Origin of the sequence: Billgrantia antri (genome assembly GCF_019430905.1) — a bacterium.
GTDB classification, from domain to species: Bacteria; Pseudomonadota; Gammaproteobacteria; order Pseudomonadales; family Halomonadaceae; genus Halomonas; species Halomonas antri.
The window spans coordinates 738,433-757,435 of the sequence record NZ_JAHYCA010000001.1 but is presented as its reverse complement, the minus strand read 5'-3'; the positions used below and the strand labels follow the sequence as shown (position 1 = coordinate 757,435).

Here is a 19,003-nt window from a genome sequence, read left to right as displayed (position 1 = left end):
GCGCTACGGATCTGGATGCGTTCGTCCCCGCGAGCCGGGAATGCCGCACGCGGCGCGTCAGCGCGAGGAATCTGTGGGCGCAGAGTATACCGCTGCCGACGGCCGTTGAACAATCGTCACCCCTGCGGAAAGAAACGCTGCACAGGTCGGCGAGCGGAGTGAGGCGGCTGGGTGCGTTCCCGACGAACCATCGCACTTCCCATATCCCTGTGGGTCGCAAGGCGCACGCAGCGCAGCGATTTGCCCGCGCAGACGCTTGTACAATTTTTCTTCAGACGGTGAAGCTTTCGCCGCACCCACACTGGTCCTTGACGTTGGGGTTGTTGAAGCGGAAGAAGCGATTGAGCCCCTCCGACACGTAATCGACTTCGCTGCCATCTAGCATGGGCAGCGCCTCGGGGGTGACGAAGACGGTGACGCCGTGCTCCTTGAAGACCGCGTCGTCATTGGCGGCCTCGTCGGCAAAGTCGAGCACGTAGCTATAGCCGGAGCAGCCGCTGGGCTTGACCGAGACGCGCAGGCCCAGGCCGTGGCCGCGTTCCTCCAGCACTCGCTGGATCTGCTCGGCGGCGTTGGTGGTGATGGAAAGGTGCGCCATGTGCATTCTCCTGCAGCGAAAGTGGCTGGGCGACGACTAGCGTCGCAGGCCCGGAAGGGCATGATGCAGCGCCTCGAGCGCCGCATCGACATCGGCCTCGGTGGTGAAGCGGCCGAAACTGAAGCGTAGCGAGGCCAGAGCCAACGAGCGCGGTATGCCGATGCCCTTCAATACATAGGATGGCTCGACGCTGGCGGAATTGCATGCCGAGCCGGTCGATACGGCAACGCTGCGCAGCGCCATCAGCAGCGACTCGCCATCCACGCCCTCGAAGGCCAGGTTAAGAATATTGGGCACCGCCACCTCGATGGCGGTATTGCGGTGTATCCCGTCCAGCTCCGACAGCCCGTCGAGCAGACGGTTCCGCAGCGTCAGGATGCGCGCCTGGTCGGCTTCGCCCTCGGCTGCGGCCAGGTGGAAGGCTTCGCCCATGCCGACGATCTGGTGGGTGGCCAGGGTGCCGGAGCGCATGCCGCGCTCATGCCCGCCGCCGTGGATCAGCGGCTCGATGCGCAGGTCCGGGCTGCGTCGCACGTAAAGCGCGCCGATACCCTTGGGACCGTAGACCTTGTGCCCCGAGAGCGACATCAGATCGACGCCCAGACGGTCTACGTCGAGGTCGATGCGCCCGACGCCCTGGGCGGCATCGACATGGAACGTTGCGCCACCGGCATGAGCGACCTCGGCCAGTGCCGCCAGGTCGTGGATGCAGCCCAGTTCGTTATTCACCGCCATCAGCGACACCAGCACGGTATCGGAGCGCATCGCCTCGCGCAGCTGCGCGGGGCTGATGCGACCGTCGCGTCCCGGTTGCAGCCAGGTCACCTCGAAGCCTTCCTGTTCGAGCGCCGTGGCGGTATCCACCACTGCCTTGTGCTCGATGACGGAGGTCACCAGATGGCGGCCGCGCTCACGGTTGGCACGCATGAAGCCGATCAATGCCAGATTGTCGGCTTCGGTCGCGCCGCTGGTCCATACGATCTCGCGTGGGTCAGCCGCGATCAGGTCGGCGACCTGGCGGCGTGCGCTCTCCACCGCCTGCTCCGCCTGCCAGCCGAGCATGTGGCTGCGCGAAGCGGGATTGGCGAAGGTGCCGTCGAGGGTGAGATAGCGGCTCATCGCCTCGGCGACCCGGGGATCGACCGGGGTGGTGGCGGCATAGTCGAGATAAACGAGGGCGCTCATGGTCTCGCGAAGATCTCCAATCTGTTCCTCGGCCGGCATCAAGGCGAGGAGGTCAGGATGGTATTGTCGTCGTGGCGACTGCGCTGGCGCGCGGCGATGCGGCGCACGTCGCCGTGCTCGACCAACTGGCCGAGGGTAATGCCGTCGAGGAAGCCGCGGATCTGCTCGGAGAGGTCGCACCAGAGGTGATGGGTCAAGCAGGTGTCGCCTTGCTGACAATCCGACAGTCCCTGGCAGCGAGTGGCGTCGACCGATTCGTCGACGGCGGCGATCACCCGTGACACCGAGATCTCGGCCGCCGGCAACGCCAGCAGGTAGCCGCCGCCCGGGCCGCGTACGCTGTTGACCAGTCCGGCGCGGCGCAGGCGGGCGAAGAGCTGCTCCAGGTAGGGCAGGGAAATTTCCTGGCGGCGCGAAATATCGGCCAGGCAGGTAGGTCCCTTGTCAGCGTTCAGGGCCAGGTCGAGCATGGCGGTGACGGCGTAGCGTCCCTTGGTAGTCAAACGCATGGCAGGCTCTTCAGGCGCATCGGGAAGCCTTCCTCGGGCCTGCGAAACGGGGCCGGGAGGTCAGCGAGCGCTCGCCGCTGGCAGCGAGCCGTGGATCGATTCGCCATTATGGTAAAGCCTGAGTGCGGAGGTCAACCATTCCCCCGCGGCGACTCCGGGCCGCCCTGATCCCGGTCATGCTCGCTGCCGGTGGGACCGCAGCAGGCATCGACATCGGACAGGATGTCGGCAAAGTCCTCGTCGCGCAGTTCGGGCAGCTTGCCTTCGCGATAGCTGGCGTCGAGCTTGCGCAGGGTGCCGCACATGCGCTCGATACGCTCGTCCACGGCGTGCATGTGATCGAGCATGGCCTGGATCGAGCGCGCCACCGGGTCGGGCATGTCCTCACTCACGCCGTAGGCGTCGAAGCCGAACTTGCGACGCATCGCCTCACGGCGCTCGGGATCGACCTCGAGCGCCTCGGCGATATCGGGATCGGTGCGCTTGACGATCTTGCCGGGGATGCCGACCACCGTGGCGCCGGCGGGCACCTCCTTGGTCACTACCGCATTGGAGCCGACCTTGGCGCCGGCACCGACGCTGAAGGGGCCGAGGATCTTGGCCCCGGCGCCGACGATGACGCCATCCTCCAGGGTGGGGTGGCGCTTGCCCTTGTGCCAGCTGGTGCCGCCCAGCGTCACGCCCTGGTAGAGCGTTACATCGTCGCCCACCTCGGCGGTCTCGCCGATGACCACCCCCATGCCGTGGTCGATGAAGAAGCGCCGTCCGATCTTCGCCCCGGGATGAATCTCGATGCCGGTGAGCCAGCGCGAGAAGGTCGACAGGGTGCGGGCCAGCCACTTGAGCTGCTTCTGCCACAGCCAGTGGGCGAGCCGGTGCAGCAGCAGCGCATGCAAGCCTGGATAGTTGGTGAGCACTTCCAGAAAGTTGCGTGCCGCCGGGTCGCGGGCAAATACGCTATTGATGTCCTCGCGCAGTCGTTGAAACATGCAGCGGTCCTTGGTCAAGGAGGGGCGGCCTGGGTGGCGGGAGAGCCTTCATGTAACAGTTTGATCATATGGGGACGCAACGGGCAACGTTCAAGGCGTCATCATTCAGCCGAATGGTTAGGGTCGCGATCCGCGCTGCCGCGGCGACATGTCGGCTCGTCGGCTGGTGCCCCCCGGGTATCCGGCTCGTGCGTGGCGGCGCCCTTTTCCGTGGCCGACAGGATGCCACGCAGGATGTTGAGTTCCATGCGCTCGGGACGGGCGCGCAGGGTGAAGCGGCGCAGGCGTGCCATCAGCTGGCGCGGTGTGGCGGGGTCGTGGAAGCCGATGGCGATCAGCGTCCGCTCGAGGTGGGCGAAGTAGTGTTCCAGCTCCTCGTGGCTGGCCAGCGGCTCGTCGTCCTCACCGACTGCGTTGTCGTCGGCGTCGAGCGATGCCAGGCGGCATTCATAGGCCAACACCTGCACCGCGGCGGCCAGATTGAGCGAGCTGAAGTCGGGGTTGGTGGGGATATGCACATGGGCGTGGCAGCGTTGCAACTCGGCATTCGAAAGGCCGCTGTCCTCGCGGCCGAAGACCAGCGCTACCCGCGAAGCGGGGCCGGCCAACTCCTGCGGCAGGCGCTCGCCCAGGGCGCGAGGGGTGATCATCGGCCAGGGCAGGGTGCGTGAGCGGGCGCTGGCGCCCACCGCCAGCGTGCAGTCGGCGACCGCTTCCTCCAGGGTCTCCACGATCCGAGCGGCATGCACGATGTGATCGGCTCCGGAGGCACGCGAGATGCTCTCGCTGGTCAGGGGTTCGCAACGCGGCGCGACCAGGGCCAGGTCGGCAAGCCCCATGTTATGCATGGCGCGGGCGGTGGCGCCGATATTGCCGGGATGGCTGGTGCCGATCAGCACGATGCGTATGCGGTCGAGCATGGAACTGCCTCTGCCGTTGACGTGGTCCGGGGATGGTCGGGGGGAGTCTACCATGTCGAGGCGCGGCAATGGCGCCGGTGGCGCGATTCTGCTAGGATGCGCGCCATGCGTGCGACCGCGCACGCCGCGTTCGATCCGATTTCGCGCTCGAACCTGTCCGTTCTTTAACATCACCGACGCTCCAAGGCCCGATCATGCATCCGATGGTCCAATTCGCCCTGCGTGCCACGCGCAGCGCCGCCGAACAGTTCCTGCGCATCCGTGAGCGCATCGAGAACGCTCACGAGGAACACAACCTCGAGCGATTGCTCGAGGACACTGCCCGCAATGCCGAAACGCTGATCGTGCGTCAGCTCAACCGCGGCTATCCCCAGCACGGGGTCGCCGGTCGCTTCACGCCCCACCGCGCCGGGGAAGGCGAAGGACGCGATGTCGAATGGCGCATCGAGCCTTTTCATGGCTACTCCAGCCTGGAGGTCGCCGGCAGCGGCTTCGCCTTGTCGGTGCTGTGCCTGGTGAAGGGACGTCCGGAGCATGCGGTGGTGATCTGCCCCTTCAGTGACAACGAATACCTGGCCAGTCGCGGTCGTGGTGCGCAGCACAACGGCAAACGAATCCGCGTGCCGAAGGCCAGCGCCATTCCCGGCACCCGGGTGGCCATGAGCCTGCCCGAGAGCTGGCAGCGCTCCCGCCATCTGCCCGCCTACCTGACTCTGATCCAGCAGTTGGCCCCCCAGGTCGAGACCCAGGTGGCCAGCGGCAGCGGCCTGCTCGACATGGCCGAGCTGGCCGCAGGCCGTGTCGACGCCGCCTTCGTGCTGGGGCTGGAGGAGCAGGACCGCCTGGTCGGCAGCCTGTTGCTCAAGGAGGCCGGTGCCCTGATGGGCACGCCCGACGGTCAGCCCAGCCTGGAGACCGAGGGGCAACTGATGGCCGCCGGGCCGCGCCTGTACAAGGCATTGGTGCAGCAGCTCAAGCCGCACTTCTAGGCCTCGGTCGCCCTGAAACGACACCGCCCCCGCAGCGCTGCTGCGGGGGCGGTTTGCGTTGCGTGCTCCTGATGCCGAAAAGGCATCGGGGCGCGACAAGTCATGGGGCCTGCCTAGGGAAGCTGCTCCTCCTCGTCCATTTCCTTCTTGGGTGGAATCAGATCCTTGCGCTCCAAGTGCACGGTGAGCAACAGGGCCGAGGCCACATAGATGGAGGAGAAGGTGCCCACCACGATGCCGAGAATCAGGGCGATCGAGAAGTAGCGGATCATGTCGCCGCCGAGGATCAGCAGTGCCAGCAGCACCAGCAGGGTGGTGCCGGAGGTTGCCAGCGTGCGTGACAGGGTGAGGTTGATCGCCTCGTTGAAGATCGCCGGCATGTCGTCGATGCGCGAGGTGCGGATCGACTCGCGGATGCGATCGTAGACGACGATGGTGTCGTTGAGCGAGTAGCCGATTACCGCCAGCAGGGCCGCCAGTACGGTCAGGTCGAACTCGAGCTGGAACAGCGCGAAGACGCCGACCACGATGATCACATCGTGCATCAACGCCAGCAGCGCGCCGATGGCGAACTTGTACTGGAAGCGGAAGGCGACGTAGAGCATCACGATGCCTAGGGCCACCAGAAGTCCCAGGCCGCTCTGGTCGCGCAGCTGTTCGCCGACCTGGGCGCCGACGAACTCGGCACGCACCAGCTCCACGCTATCGCCTTGCGCACGCAGCAGTTGGACCACGCGGTCGCCGACATCGGCGTCGAAGGCCTGTTGCAGTCGGATCAGTACCTCATTGGAGGCGCCGAAGGTCTGCACCGAGACGTCACGGAACTCGGCGGCCTCGAGGGTTTGGCGTACCGCATCCAGCGAGGGCGCCGCGGCGTAGCGGACCTCGACCAGGGTGCCGCCGGTGAAATCGAGGCCCAGATTGAGCTGCTGGAATAGCAGCGCGGCGATCGACACCAGGATCATCAGGCCGGAGAGCGCAAAGGCGATCCGGCGCTTGCCCATGAAGTCGAACTGTCGGTTGACGAGGGTCTTCATAACCACCTCAAGTTGGTGAGCCTTAGATCCAGAGCTTCTTGACCGGCTTGCCGCCGTAGGTCAGGTTCACCATCGCACGCGTCACCATCAGGGCGGTGAACAGCGAGGTGAGGATCCCCAGCGACAGGGTCACGGCGAAGCCCTTGACCGGGCCGGTACCGATCGAGAACAGAATGACCGCCACCAGCAGGGTGGTGATGTTGGCATCGACGATCGAGCTGAAGGCGCGTTCGTAGCCGGCATGGATCGCCTGCTGCACCGAGAGGCCGCTGCGCAGCTCCTCGCGTATGCGCTCGAAGATCAGCACGTTGGCGTCCACCGCCATGCCCAGCGTCAGCACGATGCCGGCGATGCCGGGCAGCGTCAGGGTGGCGCCGAGCAGCGACATGGCGGCCACCAGCAGGGTCAGGTTCAGTGCCAGGGCGACGTTGGCGAAGACGCCGAATACCCGGTAGCGGATCAACATGAACAGCACCACCAGCAGCAGGCCGATCTGCACCGACATCAGGCCGCGCTCGATGTTCTCGGCGCCGAGGCTCGGGCCGATGGTGCGCTCCTGGACGAAGTAGATGGGGGCGGCCAGCGAGCCGGAGCGCAGCAGCAGGGCGAGCTCCGCCGCCTCGGTGGGCGAATCGAGCCCGGTGATGCGGAAGCTGTTGCCCAGGGCGCTCTGGATGGTGGCCAGGCTGATCAGGCCGCGTTCGGTGTAGGGTTCGCGAACCGTGACTTCCTCGCCGTTCTCCATCACCGTGCGGTCGCGGGTCTTGTGCTCGATGAACAGCACCGCCATGTTGCGCCCGATGTTGGTGCGCGTGGCGCGGTTCATCAGCGTGCCGCCGGTGCCGTCCAGGTTGATGTTGACCTGCGGGCGGCCGTTCTCGTCGAAGCTGCGGCTGGCGCTGGAGACGCTGTCACCGGTGATGATGACGTCGCGCATCAGGTCGGCGGTGCGGTTGGGGTCGTTGCGGAAGGTGAACGTCTCGGTCTCGGCGTCCGGGGTATCCGGGCGCGCCTCGAGGCGGAACTCTAGGTTGGCGGTGGCGCCCACCACACGCTTGGCGGCCACGGTGTCCTGCACGCCGGGCAGCTCGACCACGATGCGATCGGGGCCCTGACGTTGCACCAGCGGTTCCGCCACGCCCAGCTCGTTGACCCGGTTGCGCAGGGTCGTGAGGTTCTGGTTGATGGCGTAGTCCTGAATTTCGGCCACCGCCTGCTCGGTCAGCGTCATCACCAGCAGCGAGGCACGGCCATCCTGCTCGCTGCGGTATTCGAAGTCGCGGAACTCGCGACTGATCAGCCGGCGCGCGCTGTCGCGATCCTCTTCGCTGGCGAAGGTGATGGTCAGCGTGCGGTCATCGATGTCGGTGCCCCGGTAGCGGAGGCGCTCGCTGCGCAGCTGCTCGCGCATGGCGCTGGCATTGACCTCGAGGCGCTGCTGGACGGCAGCCTCCATGTCCACTTCGAGCAGGAAGTGCACGCCACCGCGCAGGTCCAGGCCCAGGGTCATGGGCGAGGCGGCCAGGCTCTGCAGCCAGGCGGGGGTGGATTCGGCAAGGTTGAGCGCGACGACGAAATCGTCGCCGAGCTGCTCGGCGACCAGATCGCGGGTGCGCAGCTGGTGGTCGGGGTCGTCGAGGCGAATCAGCACGCTGGTCGTATCGCGCTCGATGGCCTTGATCTCGATGCCGGCGTCGCGAAGGGACTGCTGGACGCGCTCGAGCTGTGTCTCATCGAGGGTGGAGTCGCCCTGGTCGCTGCTGATCTGAACCGCCGGGTCTTCGGGGTAGAGATTGGGCAGCGAGTAGAGCAGGCCGACGAGCAGCACGATGAGTATCAGCAGATACTTCCACAGGGGATAACGGTTGAGCATGGGAGCCCTGCCTAGGTTGCGTAAAGAAGGCTACGGGACGGCAGTGCGGACAAGCGCCCTATCCGTGGGGAAAGGGGCCTGGCCGCCATGCGACCCTCGCCGTTACCCGGCCCGGAGAAGAGCCGCCGGCAAGGGCGAGGAGCATCGACGTCAGATAGACTTGATGGTGCCCTTGGGCAGCACGTTGGCCACGGCGTTCTTCTGTACGTTGACTTCGGTATTGTCGGCGATTTCCAGGGTGAGGAACTCGTCTCCCACCTTGGTGATGCGACCCACCAGGCCGCCGCCGATCACCACCTCGTCGCCCTTGGACAGGCCACCGACCAGCTCGCGGTGCTGCTTGGCGCGCTTGGACTGGGGGCGCCACAGCAGGAAATAGAAGATCAGCACGAAGCCGACCAGCATGACGATCTGGGCGATGCCGCCGCCCGCGGCGCCGGCGTCCTGGGCCATGGCCGGGGAGATGAAGAAATCCAGCATGAGAAGCGTCTCTCCTGAGAAGGTAAGTTGGGTCGCGAATGAGCTAGTCGTTGACGGCCGGTGGCGCTTGGCCTGCTACCACCGGCCGGCTGTCAATCGGGCGCGTCAGGTACCGGCAGCCCCCGCTGCGCATAGTAGCCTGCCACGAAGTCAGCCAATGTACCCGCTTCGATGGCACCGCGCAAACCGGCCATCAGGCGCTGATAATAACGCAAGTTGTGGATCGTATTGAGCATCGAGCCGAGCATTTCGCCGCAGCGATCCAGGTGGTGCAGGTAGCCGCGGGAGAAGTGCTGACAGGTGTAGCAGTCGCAGTCGTCTTCCAGCGGGCGGGTGTCGTGGCGATGCTTGGCGTTGCGGATCTTGATCGTTCCCTCGGCGGTGAAGAGGTGGCCGTTGCGGGCGTTGCGCGTGGGCATCACGCAGTCGAACATGTCGACGCCGCGGCGCACGCCCTCGACCAGGTCTTCGGGCTTGCCCACCCCCATCAGGTAGCGCGGCTTGTCCTCGGGCATCCAGGTCGGCAGGTAGTCGAGCACCTTGATCATCTCCTCCTTGGGTTCGCCCACGGAGAGACCGCCGATGGCCAGACCGTCGAAGCCGATCTCCAGCAGGCCCTCCAGCGAACGACGACGCAGCTCGGGATACATGCCGCCCTGGATGATGCCGAACAGTGCCGAGGGCGAGCTGCCGTGAGCCTCGCGTGAGCGCTTGGCCCAGCGCAGCGAACGCTCCATGGAGAACTCGGCCTCCTTTTCTGTGGCCGGGTAGGGCGTGCATTCGTCGAAGATCATCACCACGTCGGAGCCCAGCGAGCGCTGCACGGCCATCGACTCCTCGGGGCCCATGAATACCTTGGCGCCATCCACCGGCGAGCGGAAATGCACACCCTCCTCGGTGATCTTGCGCATCTCGCCCAGCGAGAAGACCTGGAAGCCGCCGGAATCGGTGAGGATCGGCTTGTGCCACTGGGCGAAGTCGTGCAGGTCGCCGTGAGCCTCGATCACTTCGGTACCTGGGCGCAGCCAGAGGTGAAAAGTATTGCCAAGGATGATCTCGGCGCCGATTTCTTCCACTGAAGCGGGCGTCATGCCCTTGACCGTGCCGTAGGTGCCAACCGGCATGAAGGCCGGCGTCTCCACGGTGCCCCGGGGGAAGGTGAGGCGGCCGCGGCGCGCCCGGCCATCGCTGGCCAGCCGCTCGAAGGACATGAAGCATTCGTTGCGCATGAAACTCTCTTCTTTCGGCAAGGCGTCGCGACGGCGGACGTCTCGCGGGTCAGCAGTTCTTTTGGGTCAGCAGCGCTTGCGGGTCAACAGCATGGCGTCGCCATAGCTGAAGAAGGCATAGCGTTCGGCTACCGCTTCACGATAGGCCGCCATGATCGTCTCGTAGCCGGCGAACGAGGCGACCAGCATCAGCAGGGTCGACTCGGGCAGGTGGAAGTTGGTGATCAGGCCGTCCACGCAGTGCCACTCGTAGCCGGGATAGATATAGATGTCGGTCTCGCCGCTGTAGGGTGCGATGCTGCCGTCGGCGCTCTTGGCACAGGCGCTCTCCAGGCAGCGCACGCTGGTGGTGCCCACCGCGATCACCCGGCGACCTGCCGCCTGGGCGGCGCGCACCTTGGCACAGGCCGCCTCGGTCACTTCGATCCACTCGCTGTGCATCTGGTGTTCGCGAATGTCGTCGGCACGCACCGGCTGGAAGGTGCCGGCGCCCACGTGCAGGGTGACGAAGGCACTTTCGACGCCCATCGCCGCCAGGCGCTCCAGCAGCGGCTCGTCGAAGTGCAGACCGGCGGTGGGAGCCGCCACGGCGCCGTCGCGACGGGCATAGACGGTCTGGTAGCGGTCGCGGTCGGCGAGCTCGTCGGCGCGGTCGATATAGGGCGGCAGCGGCATGTGGCCGTGACGCTCCAGCAGTTCGATCAGCGGCGTCTCGCCGAGGAAGCGCAGTTCGAACAGCGCCTCGCGGCGGCCCTCGACCACGGCGCGAACGTCGCCTTCGAAGATCAGCTCGGTGCCGGGCTTGGGCGACTTGCTGGAGCGAAGATGGGCCAGGCCGCGGTGGGCGTCCAGCGGGCGCTCCAGCAGCATCTCCACCTTGCCGCCGCTGGCCTTGTGGCCGTGCAGTCGCGCCGGGATCACCCGGGTGTCGTTGAATACCAGCAGGTCGCCGGGCTCGAGCAGTTCCACCAAGTCGGTGAAGCGGCGATGGGCCAGCTCGCCACTCTCGCCGTTCACGCACAGCAGGCGACAGTCGCTGCGCCGCTCGGAGGGGTAGCGGGCGATCAGCTCCTCGGGAAGCTCATAGTGGAAGTCGGCGCGCTGCATGCAGGTCGGGTCCGCGAATAGGTCGATACGGGCGGCTGCCGGGCAGCCGCAAACAGCCGGCAAGGATACCGAAAATCGTCGCCTGCGTCAGGCCTGGCGATTGACCTGCCGCACCGGCCACGTATAATGCTCGGCGCTGCCGGCGTGGCGGAATTGGTAGACGCAGCGGATTCAAAATCCGCCGGGTGCAAGCCCTTGTCGGTTCGAGTCCGACCGCCGGTACCACTTAAAACAGCAGCTTACCTGCACTTCCTTGCATCACCTGCTATCAAGGCATATCTTCCAATGACAGTTCCTTATTGGGACAGATATTGGGACAAGTCGATATGCCGAGAAAAGCCCGCGAGCTATCCGCCCTTGAGGTGAGACGCCTCACCAGTCCAGGCCGCCACGCTGTGGGTGGTGCCGATGGCCTATTCCTGCGCGTAACTCAGGCTGGCAGCAGGTCGTGGGTGCTACGCTACCCCACCGGAGAGAAGCGGGAGTCTGCCAACGGTAAGCCGTTCTTCGTCTACCGCGATATTGGGCTGGGCAGTTTTCCCAATACCAGCCTGGCTACCGCCCGCAAGAAGGCCGAGGCGATCCGCGAGAAGCTGGCAGAGGGCATCGACCCTCTGACCGAGAAGAAGGCCGCCAAGCAGGCACGCCGAGCCGCTGAGCTGCGCCGGCTGTCCTTCGCCCAGGCGGTTGAAGCCGTGGTGAAGATCAAGCAGGCCGAGGCCAGCAATGCCAAGCATGCCCGCCAATGGGAAACCTCGCTGGCCACCTATGCAGTTCCCGAGCTTGGCACCATGGCAGTGAGCGATATTGAGCTGGTCCACGTTAAGCAGGCGCTCGAGACTATCTGGCAGAGCAAACCCACCACCGCCACCCGCGTGCGCCAGCGGATCGAATCCGTGCTGGCATGGGCGACTGCCCACGGCCATCGCGCCGGCCCCAACCCTGCAGCTTGGAAAGGCAACTTAGATGCCGTGCTGCCGGCACCGGGCAAGATTCAGAAGAAGGTCCACCATCGCGCCACGCCCATCGACGCCATGCCCGAGTTCTGGGCACGGCTGCGAGAGCGTGACGACACTCCCGCCCAAGCGCTGGCGTTCACGATCCTGACAGGCTGCCGGTCCGGCGAGGTGCTGGGCGCCCGCTGGGAGGAGATCGACTTGGCCAACGCCACCTGGACCATCCCGCCTGAGCGCATGAAGGGCCGGCGTGAGCATCGTGTCCCGCTGGCACCTGCCGCTGTCGAGCTGCTGCGATCACTGCCTCAGGCCGTGGAAGGGCTGGTGTTCACACGCGGCCCTGGCCGTAAGCTGAGCGACCGGTCGATGACTGACCTACTGGCCGCCATGGGCGAGAAAGAACGGGCGACCGTTCACGGCTTCAGGTCCACCCTGCGCGACTGGCTGAGTGAGCGCACCGCGACCCCGCATGATGTTGCCGAGATGATCCTGGCGCACGCCATTGGCAACCAAGCCGAGGCCGCCTATCGGCGCGGCGACCTGATGGCCAAGCGTGCCCGCGTGATGGAGCAATGGGCGACTTTCCTGGCTACCCCTGTCAGCGCCAGCGGCAAGGTGACGGCGATCCGAGAGAACAAGGTGGCCGACAAGTAGCTGGCGCCACCGCCCCTGTTGGCTGGCTAGGGCCGATCACCCGAATGCATGGCGACTCCACCATGCCCGCCAGCCTTCCCCATCTGGAGTGCGCGAGGAGTAGCGCGATGTCTGACGAGGAGCAGCGGTTCGGGCTCGACATACCGGCCCATGCCCAGCGCCGAGGTAGAGGGTTGATTGCTGGCGCGATGGAGAACCCCCCACCGAAGCTGATGGCTGACCACCTCGAGCTGTACGACGACGACGGTGCCAGCCTCGATGGCAAGGCACTGATGGAACAAATGCTGGCCGAGATGCAGCAAATGGCCACGCCTCTCAATGCCAAGCCAACGGCTACAAGTCTGGGCGCCGACTTTGCAATTGAGCTGGCTGAAGATGTGCTCGATCAGGCGTCAGCAGATGATTTCCAACCTGACAGCGTTGGGCTCAAGGCTATTCTGTTGGCCTACATCTACGGCAAGTTGACTATGCCACGGCGTCACGAGCACCGAGAACTTATAAAGCACGCAATCGCAGACATTCGCCGGCAGGTAGGGCCATCGAGCGTTGAGGCAGAGCGCGAACGCGGGCGCCAGTGGATGAGGGATCGCGCCAGCGAGATATGGGAGCAGGACCACGCCAGGGAGCTTCTTATCGGCGAAGTCGCGGCCAAAGTTCAGCGCTTGGTGAATGAGGAGGCCAGGGAGAGAGAATCCATGCGCGATGAGTCTGTCAGGAAGTGGCCCAAGTCCCTTGAGAAAATCCGTAAGGCCATTCGCCCTGTGGCACCTGATTACGCCACAAGGCCAGGGCGCCCATCCAGAAAATAACCCCCCGGGCACAAGAAACCCCCTTTTCCGTACACGCGCCCCTTTTTGGGGCGCGTCCCTCCTCCTAGTCTTGGTCGTGCAATCCCATACCGAGAGGTATCAACGCATGACACCCGAGGCTATCCGCCCCTGGCTCACCGCCAAGCAAGTCGCCACCCGCTATGAAGTAGGCATCGCCACCATCTGGCGCTGGGCACGCGACCGAGAAGACTTCCCGAAGCCGAAGAAGCTGGGTGACAACTGCACCAGATGGCGCCTGGCAGACTTGGAGCAATGGGAAGATAAGCGGGAGGCCGCCTGATGCTTGCCCCTGTCATCCCGTATCGCTATGCTCTGGGGGCTGCTGCAAATTCAGCAGCCGACCTTGGCCGGTCGAACGACTCTAGGCGCACCAGCGCCACCACCATGACAGGCGCTTTTTTTGTGCCTGCCATGCGCAATGGCGGCTGTGCGCGGGACACCTTCGGGTGTGCCGGGTTCCTAGAGTCCCGGTCGGCCAACCTGCGTACAGTCGCCCCCATCCGATGTTTGGCCGCATCCGGGGACGGCTCCTTAACTCTAGGAGCTTCACCTATGTTCCCTACCCGCAATCCGTCTGCACGCGCCGCCGCCCACCGGGCAATGGCCCGCGCTGCGCTGTTCGCTGATTCCAGCGCCAGCACCCGCCTGAAGCGTTACAACCACCATACTGAGAAAGCCTGCCGCCTAGAGGCCCAGGCCAGTTTGCCCACCTTCACGATCTACCTGGCTCGCACCGGGGAGCGCCTGGAGGTTCGCGCCGAGACCTGGCAGCAGGCTGTGAAGCGCACTGGCAGGGCCGACGCTTGCCTGGTCGAGATCTTCGAGCCCGGCAAGTATGACCTGGCCTTCGATCCTGACTCCCCCTTCATCGTTACCGATGTGGACCTTAGCCGTGGCCTCGCCACTGTGGTCGCCTTTCTTGACGGGGCCGAGCGTAGCCGGGAGGTGGAGTCATGAGCCAGTGCATCTGGACGTGCGCCTCCCTCGAATCAAACGAACTCCACCATATTGAGGCCGATAACTGGATGGCTGCTCTCGAGCAGGCGCCAGAACCGTGCTTCATCGTGCTCCACATTCCGATGAACGAGCCCAAAAAGCGATTCATGGCCTGCGTTGCTGAGGGCGAGGCATTTCCTGTTCCTGGTGGCTATTGCTCTGATACCGCCGAAAAGGCCGCCGCCGCACTGCGTGAGTATTACCAGCAGATCCGCGATCGGCAGAGACGGCACGGAGGTGCGACATGTACAAGCTAGCGCGCACCTCCATAGACGCGCTGAACTGGCTGACCAGTATGCTCCGACCCAAGCGCCAGCCCGTTCACTACCACCGCCGTGAGGCGAAGGAGCAGTGATTCATGCAGACCGAAACGAGAAAGGCCCGGTCCCCAGTAATGGGAAGCCGGACCCGATACGATGCGCCACACCCAGCGCACAACAAGCATACCACCATCGAGGCCGCACTGGCCGATGCCCTGGCCACCCGCGGCGTGGCAAGCCTGGCGATCCGCACCGATGGAGACGTTCACCGATTCGATGCCCCGGACAAGCGCCGGGGCAACCTGGCCGGCTGGTATATCTGCCCAACCCTGGAGGTGGCAGTGTTCGGCTTCTGGCACACCGGCGAGCAGCAGACTGTCACTCTGGCCGGCGAGCATGACCCCATCGCCGCCGAGCAGGCCCGCCAGGCTGCCGCGAAGGCGCGACGCGAGCGAGAGGCCAGGCGCCAGCAGGAGCAGGCCCAGGCCGCCCAGCAGGCCCGCCAGGAGTGGGCCGCTGCCGGACCGGCTGACCATCGTCACCCCTATCTGGCCGCCAAGGTGGTACAGCCTCACAACCTGCGCCAGCAGGGAGACGTGTTACTGGTGCCCCTGCACGCCGAAGGCGAGCTGGTGAACCTCCAGCGCATCCGAGCGGACGGCACAAAGCGGTTCCTCAAGCGGGGCAGGATCAAGGGCGCCGCTTCCCTGGTGGGCCACCTGGCTGGCGCTGGGCACGTCTATGTCACCGAGGGATGGGCGACAGCGGCGACGATCCATGAGGCGAGCGGCTGCCCGGTAGTGGCGACCATGGCCGCCAACAACCTGGAGCCCGTGGCCCGCACCCTGCGCCGCAACTTGGCCGCCCATATCGGCATCACCATCGCCGCCGACAACGATCGGCGCACCCCTGGTAATCCTGGCCTGACGTACGGCCGCCACGCCGCCGAGATCATCGGTGCCGACATCACCTGGCCTCGCTTCCCCTGCGAGGACTGCGCTTGTTCCGACTTCAATGACCTCGCCGCCTGTGAAGGCCGCAAGGAGGCTGCCGCATGACTTCCATCCTTACCCAGCTGCACGACACCACCGCAACTCTCGAAAGGCCCAGAGAGTTGCCGACAAGCCTGCCTCCCGTAGAGCCGTTTAGCCCAGAGATGCTGCCCGAGGCAATCCGTGCCTATGTCATGGACGTGGCCCAGCGCCAGCAGTCGGCCCCGGAATATTGCGCCGTGGTGGCCCTGGTCGGCCTGGCCGGCGTGGTAGGCCGCAAGGTGCTGATGCGCCCGAAGCGTTACGACGATTGGACCGTCACGCCGAACCTATGGGGTGCACTCATTGGAGGGCCATCTTCTATGAAGTCGCCCACCCTCAAGGCAATGCGCTTCCCCCTGGATGCCATCGAGGCTGATCTACGCCAATCCCATGAGTCGGCGCTGGCCCAGCACACCAACGATGCTGAGATTGTTGAGATGGAACGCCAGGCTGCGAAGAAGCGGGCGAAGCAGAAAGCGGAGAAGGGCGACCGTGACGGCGCCCGTGCTGAGCTGGAGAAAGTGGCCAGCCTGGAGGAACCACCCGAGTCGCCGCCGCGCCTGACCGTGAATGACGCCAGCGTCGAGGCGCTGGGCGAGCGGCTGAACGAGAACCCCAACGGCCTGACGCTGGTGCGCGATGAGATGTCCGGCTGGCTGGCCAAGATGCAGCAGGAGGAGCACGCCGCTGACCGAGCGTTCTATCTGGAGTGCTTCAACGGCGATGGACGCTACACCTATGACCGCATCGGGCGCGGCACTATCGCCATCGAGAACTGCAACCTGTCCATCATCGGCGGCATCCAGCCGGCGAAGATTGCCCCGCTAGTGCGAGGCGTGGCCAAGGGCACTGACGATGACGGCCTGATTCAGCGGTTCCAGATGGCGGTATGGCCGGACCAGCCCAAGCACTGGCAGTGGGTGGACCGGGCACCATCGGCTGAGGCCAAGGACCGTTACCGGCAAGCGTTCTATGCGCTCCACGCTATGTCATTCGAGACTGAGGACGGCGAGCCGCCGACCTGGCGTTTCAGCGATCACGCCCAGGCCGAGTTCATCACGTGGATGGAGGAGCTTCACGCCGAAGCCCGGAGCGGCGAGCTGCCCCCCGCCCTGGAATCCCACCTGCTGAAGATGCCCAAGACCGTCTGCGCCCTGGCGCTGCTGTTCGCCCTGGTGGACGGCGAGCAGGGCGAAGTCGGCCACGCCTCCACCTGCCGCGCCCTGGCATGGGCCGAGTTCCTGCGCAGCCACACGGCCCGCCTGTACAGCGCCGTCACCGGCAGCCAGGTTGCAGGCGCCCACCTGATCCACCAACGCCGCGACAAGCTGCCCCAGCCGTTCACGGCCCGAGACGTGCGCCGCAAGCACTGGGCTGGCCTGGCCAGCGTCGAGGAGGTCCGCGAGGCCATCGAGGTGCTGGAGGACTACCACCATGTTCGCCGCTTCGAGGTGCCTGCCGAGACCGGGCGACCGAAGACCGTCTTCTACTGGCATCCGAGCCTTGCGCCGAAGGAGGGGGAGTCATGAACCGCTGGCTGGAAAAACTGGGAAATGCGCCCGGTAGTGAACTGCCAAAAGTGCCAAAAGGAGGTTCTGTCAGTTTTGGCAGTGCCCCACCCGGCGCTTTTGAGGAAAAAAACGCATCGGGCAACCGCTGGCTGGCCAAGCTGAACAAGGCGCCCCAGCACCTGGAGGAAGTGCCACCGGCCCCAGCACCGACCGTGGCCGAGGACAGCCCGCTGGCCTCAGTGGTAACGCCGGAGCCTGCCGAGCCGAAGGGGGTACCTGCCCCCTTGCAGGAGGTCGAGCGCATCATCGAGGTGCTGGTGCAGAAGGTGGGGCGAGACCTTGGCTCTGACCTGGAGAACCTAATGCGTCGCGCCATGGGGCCACTGGACCGTGGCACCCGCGCTGCCTTGGCCGCCGAGATCGACGATGCCTTCGAGGCTACCCCTGATATCGAGCAGGCCCGAGAGCAGGCCGCCCAGGCGATCCGGGGCAGGGTGGGAGACCCACCACCAGCAGCGTTGGACGACTGGCTGGACTGGATCGAGGTCCGCTGTCCGATCAATGCCGACGACCGTCGCCACCTGGCCGACCGGCTGAAGTGGCTGGCGCCGGCAAAGCTGGCCACCACCTGCCGCTGGTATGCCCAGGCATGGGCGAAGGCCGCTGCCGACGAGCCCGAGACCCACCGCCAGGAGAATGCAGGCAGGAGGGCCGCGAACGCTTCACTGCTGACGCCTAGGGCGGCAACGCTGGCCAAGGCGACCCATCACCCGCGGCAGCAGCAGAACGGCACACCTGAGCCGCTGCCGGCTGGCGTGCGCATGAGCTGGACGCTTCGCGTGGACGGTAGGCGCCTGGCGATTGCCGGGCGACCGATGACCCAGGAGGAGGCGCTGGCATCTGCCTGCGCTCGTTGGCCTGATGCTGACGTGGAGGTGCTGACCGATGCTTGATGACTCGATCCGTGAGGCTAGTCGCCTGCTGGCCAGCCTGCGCTCGATGCGTGCCGACCGGGAGGTGGTGGACGAGGCCGAGCTGGCGCTGTCTGCCCTGGAGCACGGCAACCCCAGCCACCACACGCTGGACTTCGTGGCCGACGCCCTGGAGCGCATCGACGCCAACCTGCCCCACGGCGCTTTGGCCGGGTTCGTGCGGGTCCGCATTCGCAACCTGGCCGGCATCGTCACCGCGATGCAGGACGACACCCCGACGCCACCATCTGCCGCCTGACCCTGGAGGACACCACCATGACGACCATCACCCGCAACTCACTGGCCCAGGCCGCCCAGGAAGGCACCGGCATCGCGCACCTGAGCCCAGGGCAGGCATGGGCAGCCCATCGCCTGGCCATGCCGCCTGAGCGCCTGGAGAAGCCGCTGGCGCCGCATATCGCCGCACTGCTGGAGAACGTCGAGCGCGTGGCCGCCCGCAAGTTCTTCGCCAGCACCGACCGCGACGATACCGAGTCGATCATTCGAGTGGCCCACGACGAGGCGCAACCGATGTTCCTGCGAGCGCCTATACTGCAGACGCTGCGCCAGGGCATGGTCGAGTGCCTGCCGGACCTGACGCCCTCCGGAGTCAACGACAAGGGCGAGCCGGTCTACCGCCTGGCTAAGATCGCTGCCGCCCTGGACGTGCCCGAGGAGGAGTTGCTGGCGCGTGCCGAGGCCATGGGGCTGAAAGACAAGCTGAGCACTACCCCCCACGTTCACCCGCTGCACTGACCTGAGCAACCCGAGCACCCACCGGCCCTGGCAATCGCTGGGGGGCGTTTCGTTGCCGTCATGCCTGAAATGACAAAGCCCCGAGTGGTCCCAGACACCCCGGCACCAATTGCTGGGTG

21 protein-coding genes and 1 tRNA gene are annotated in these 19,003 nt (G+C 65.7%); 12 read left to right on the top strand and 10 right to left on the bottom strand.

Annotated features, from left to right (window positions below; translation table 11 throughout):
• Positions 1-271: 271 nt before the first annotated feature.
• The 5 genes from KPL81_RS03490 to trmJ all read right to left on the bottom strand — a co-directional run bounded on the left by KPL81_RS03490 (position 272) and on the right by trmJ (position 4,201).
• Positions 272-598 (bottom strand): HesB/IscA family protein, encoded by a 327-nt coding sequence (locus KPL81_RS03490; protein WP_209474004.1) that lies wholly within the window; start codon positions 596-598, stop codon positions 272-274.
• A gap of 36 nt (positions 599-634) precedes the next feature.
• A complete protein-coding gene (locus KPL81_RS03485; protein ID WP_219790709.1) occupies positions 635-1,783 on the bottom strand; it encodes an aminotransferase class V-fold PLP-dependent enzyme in 1,149 nt (382 codons plus the stop codon).
• A 38-nt stretch (positions 1,784-1,821) separates the two neighbouring features.
• A complete protein-coding gene (iscR, locus tag KPL81_RS03480; RefSeq protein ID WP_209474000.1) occupies positions 1,822-2,292 on the bottom strand; it encodes a Fe-S cluster assembly transcriptional regulator IscR in 471 nt (156 codons plus the stop codon).
• Between the two features lie 131 nt (positions 2,293-2,423).
• Positions 2,424-3,281, bottom strand: coding sequence for a serine O-acetyltransferase (gene cysE, locus KPL81_RS03475; protein ID WP_219790708.1), 858 nt, complete (start codon positions 3,279-3,281; stop codon positions 2,424-2,426).
• Positions 3,282-3,382: 101 nt separating this feature from the next.
• Positions 3,383-4,201 carry a tRNA (cytosine(32)/uridine(32)-2'-O)-methyltransferase TrmJ gene (gene trmJ, locus KPL81_RS03470; protein ID WP_240549025.1) on the bottom strand — a complete coding sequence of 273 codons (819 nt, stop codon included), beginning with the start codon at positions 4,199-4,201 and terminating at the stop codon, positions 3,383-3,385.
• A gap of 194 nt (positions 4,202-4,395) precedes the next feature.
• On the opposite strand from trmJ, the gene KPL81_RS03465 reads away from it, so the two are divergent.
• Positions 4,396-5,190, top strand: coding sequence for an inositol monophosphatase family protein (locus KPL81_RS03465; RefSeq protein WP_209473996.1), 795 nt, complete (start codon positions 4,396-4,398; stop codon positions 5,188-5,190).
• A gap of 113 nt (positions 5,191-5,303) precedes the next feature.
• Here the strand turns inward: KPL81_RS03465 and secF are convergent, their stop codons facing one another.
• The 5 genes from secF to queA form a co-directional block, all read right to left on the bottom strand.
• Positions 5,304-6,227 (bottom strand): protein translocase subunit SecF, encoded by a 924-nt coding sequence (gene secF, locus KPL81_RS03460; protein WP_219790707.1) that lies wholly within the window; start codon positions 6,225-6,227, stop codon positions 5,304-5,306.
• Positions 6,228-6,249: 22 nt separating this feature from the next.
• Positions 6,250-8,100: a protein translocase subunit SecD gene (gene secD, locus KPL81_RS03455; protein ID WP_219790706.1), complete on the bottom strand. Its 1,851-nt coding sequence runs from the start codon at positions 8,098-8,100 to the stop codon at positions 6,250-6,252.
• Positions 8,101-8,250: 150 nt separating this feature from the next.
• Entirely contained in the window at positions 8,251-8,580 is a 330-nt protein-coding gene (gene yajC / locus KPL81_RS03450; RefSeq protein ID WP_197448524.1) for a preprotein translocase subunit YajC, read from the bottom strand.
• Positions 8,581-8,672: 92 nt separating this feature from the next.
• The gene (gene tgt / locus KPL81_RS03445) at positions 8,673-9,791 is read right to left on the bottom strand and encodes a tRNA guanosine(34) transglycosylase Tgt (RefSeq protein ID WP_209478706.1); all 1,119 of its coding nucleotides are present in this window, start codon (positions 9,789-9,791) and stop codon (positions 8,673-8,675) included.
• An 84-nt stretch (positions 9,792-9,875) separates the two neighbouring features.
• Entirely contained in the window at positions 9,876-10,916 is a 1,041-nt protein-coding gene (queA, locus tag KPL81_RS03440) for a tRNA preQ1(34) S-adenosylmethionine ribosyltransferase-isomerase QueA (protein WP_219790705.1), read from the bottom strand.
• Between the two features lie 138 nt (positions 10,917-11,054).
• Here queA and KPL81_RS03435 point away from each other — a divergent pair.
• The 11 genes from KPL81_RS03435 to KPL81_RS03385 all read left to right on the top strand — a co-directional run bounded on the left by KPL81_RS03435 (position 11,055) and on the right by KPL81_RS03385 (position 18,884).
• Positions 11,055-11,141 (top strand) — tRNA-Leu (locus KPL81_RS03435).
• Between the two features lie 101 nt (positions 11,142-11,242).
• On the top strand, positions 11,243-12,526 hold the full coding sequence (locus tag KPL81_RS03430; protein ID WP_219790704.1) for a tyrosine-type recombinase/integrase: 1,284 nt from the start codon (positions 11,243-11,245) through the stop codon (positions 12,524-12,526).
• Positions 12,527-12,633: 107 nt separating this feature from the next.
• Positions 12,634-13,335, top strand: a complete 702-nt coding sequence (locus tag KPL81_RS03425) for a hypothetical protein (RefSeq protein WP_219790703.1) — start codon at positions 12,634-12,636, stop codon at positions 13,333-13,335.
• A 106-nt stretch (positions 13,336-13,441) separates the two neighbouring features.
• Complete coding sequence (locus tag KPL81_RS03420) at positions 13,442-13,636, top strand: helix-turn-helix transcriptional regulator (RefSeq protein WP_219790702.1); 195 nt, start codon at positions 13,442-13,444, stop codon at positions 13,634-13,636.
• 272 nt (positions 13,637-13,908) lie between these two features.
• Positions 13,909-14,313, top strand: a complete 405-nt coding sequence (locus tag KPL81_RS03415) for a hypothetical protein (RefSeq protein WP_219790701.1) — start codon at positions 13,909-13,911, stop codon at positions 14,311-14,313.
• On the top strand, positions 14,310-14,609 hold the full coding sequence (locus KPL81_RS03410; protein WP_219790700.1) for a hypothetical protein: 300 nt from the start codon (positions 14,310-14,312) through the stop codon (positions 14,607-14,609). Before KPL81_RS03415 ends, KPL81_RS03410 begins: the two co-directional genes overlap by 4 nt.
• Positions 14,610-14,710: 101 nt before the next feature.
• Positions 14,711-15,670 carry a toprim domain-containing protein gene (locus tag KPL81_RS03405; RefSeq protein ID WP_219790699.1) on the top strand — a complete coding sequence of 320 codons (960 nt, stop codon included), beginning with the start codon at positions 14,711-14,713 and terminating at the stop codon, positions 15,668-15,670.
• Positions 15,667-17,175: a YfjI family protein gene (locus KPL81_RS03400; protein WP_219790698.1), complete on the top strand. Its 1,509-nt coding sequence runs from the start codon at positions 15,667-15,669 to the stop codon at positions 17,173-17,175. The genes KPL81_RS03405 and KPL81_RS03400 overlap by 4 nt, the downstream gene beginning before the upstream one ends.
• A complete protein-coding gene (locus KPL81_RS03395) occupies positions 17,172-18,110 on the top strand; it encodes a hypothetical protein (RefSeq protein WP_219790697.1) in 939 nt (312 codons plus the stop codon). Before KPL81_RS03400 ends, KPL81_RS03395 begins: the two co-directional genes overlap by 4 nt.
• The gene (locus KPL81_RS03390) at positions 18,103-18,387 is read left to right on the top strand and encodes an anaphase-promoting complex subunit 10 family protein (RefSeq protein WP_219790696.1); all 285 of its coding nucleotides are present in this window, start codon (positions 18,103-18,105) and stop codon (positions 18,385-18,387) included. Before KPL81_RS03395 ends, KPL81_RS03390 begins: the two co-directional genes overlap by 8 nt.
• A 17-nt stretch (positions 18,388-18,404) precedes the next feature.
• Positions 18,405-18,884 carry a hypothetical protein gene (locus tag KPL81_RS03385; RefSeq protein ID WP_219790695.1) on the top strand — a complete coding sequence of 160 codons (480 nt, stop codon included), beginning with the start codon at positions 18,405-18,407 and terminating at the stop codon, positions 18,882-18,884.
• Positions 18,885-19,003: the final 119 nt, after the last annotated feature.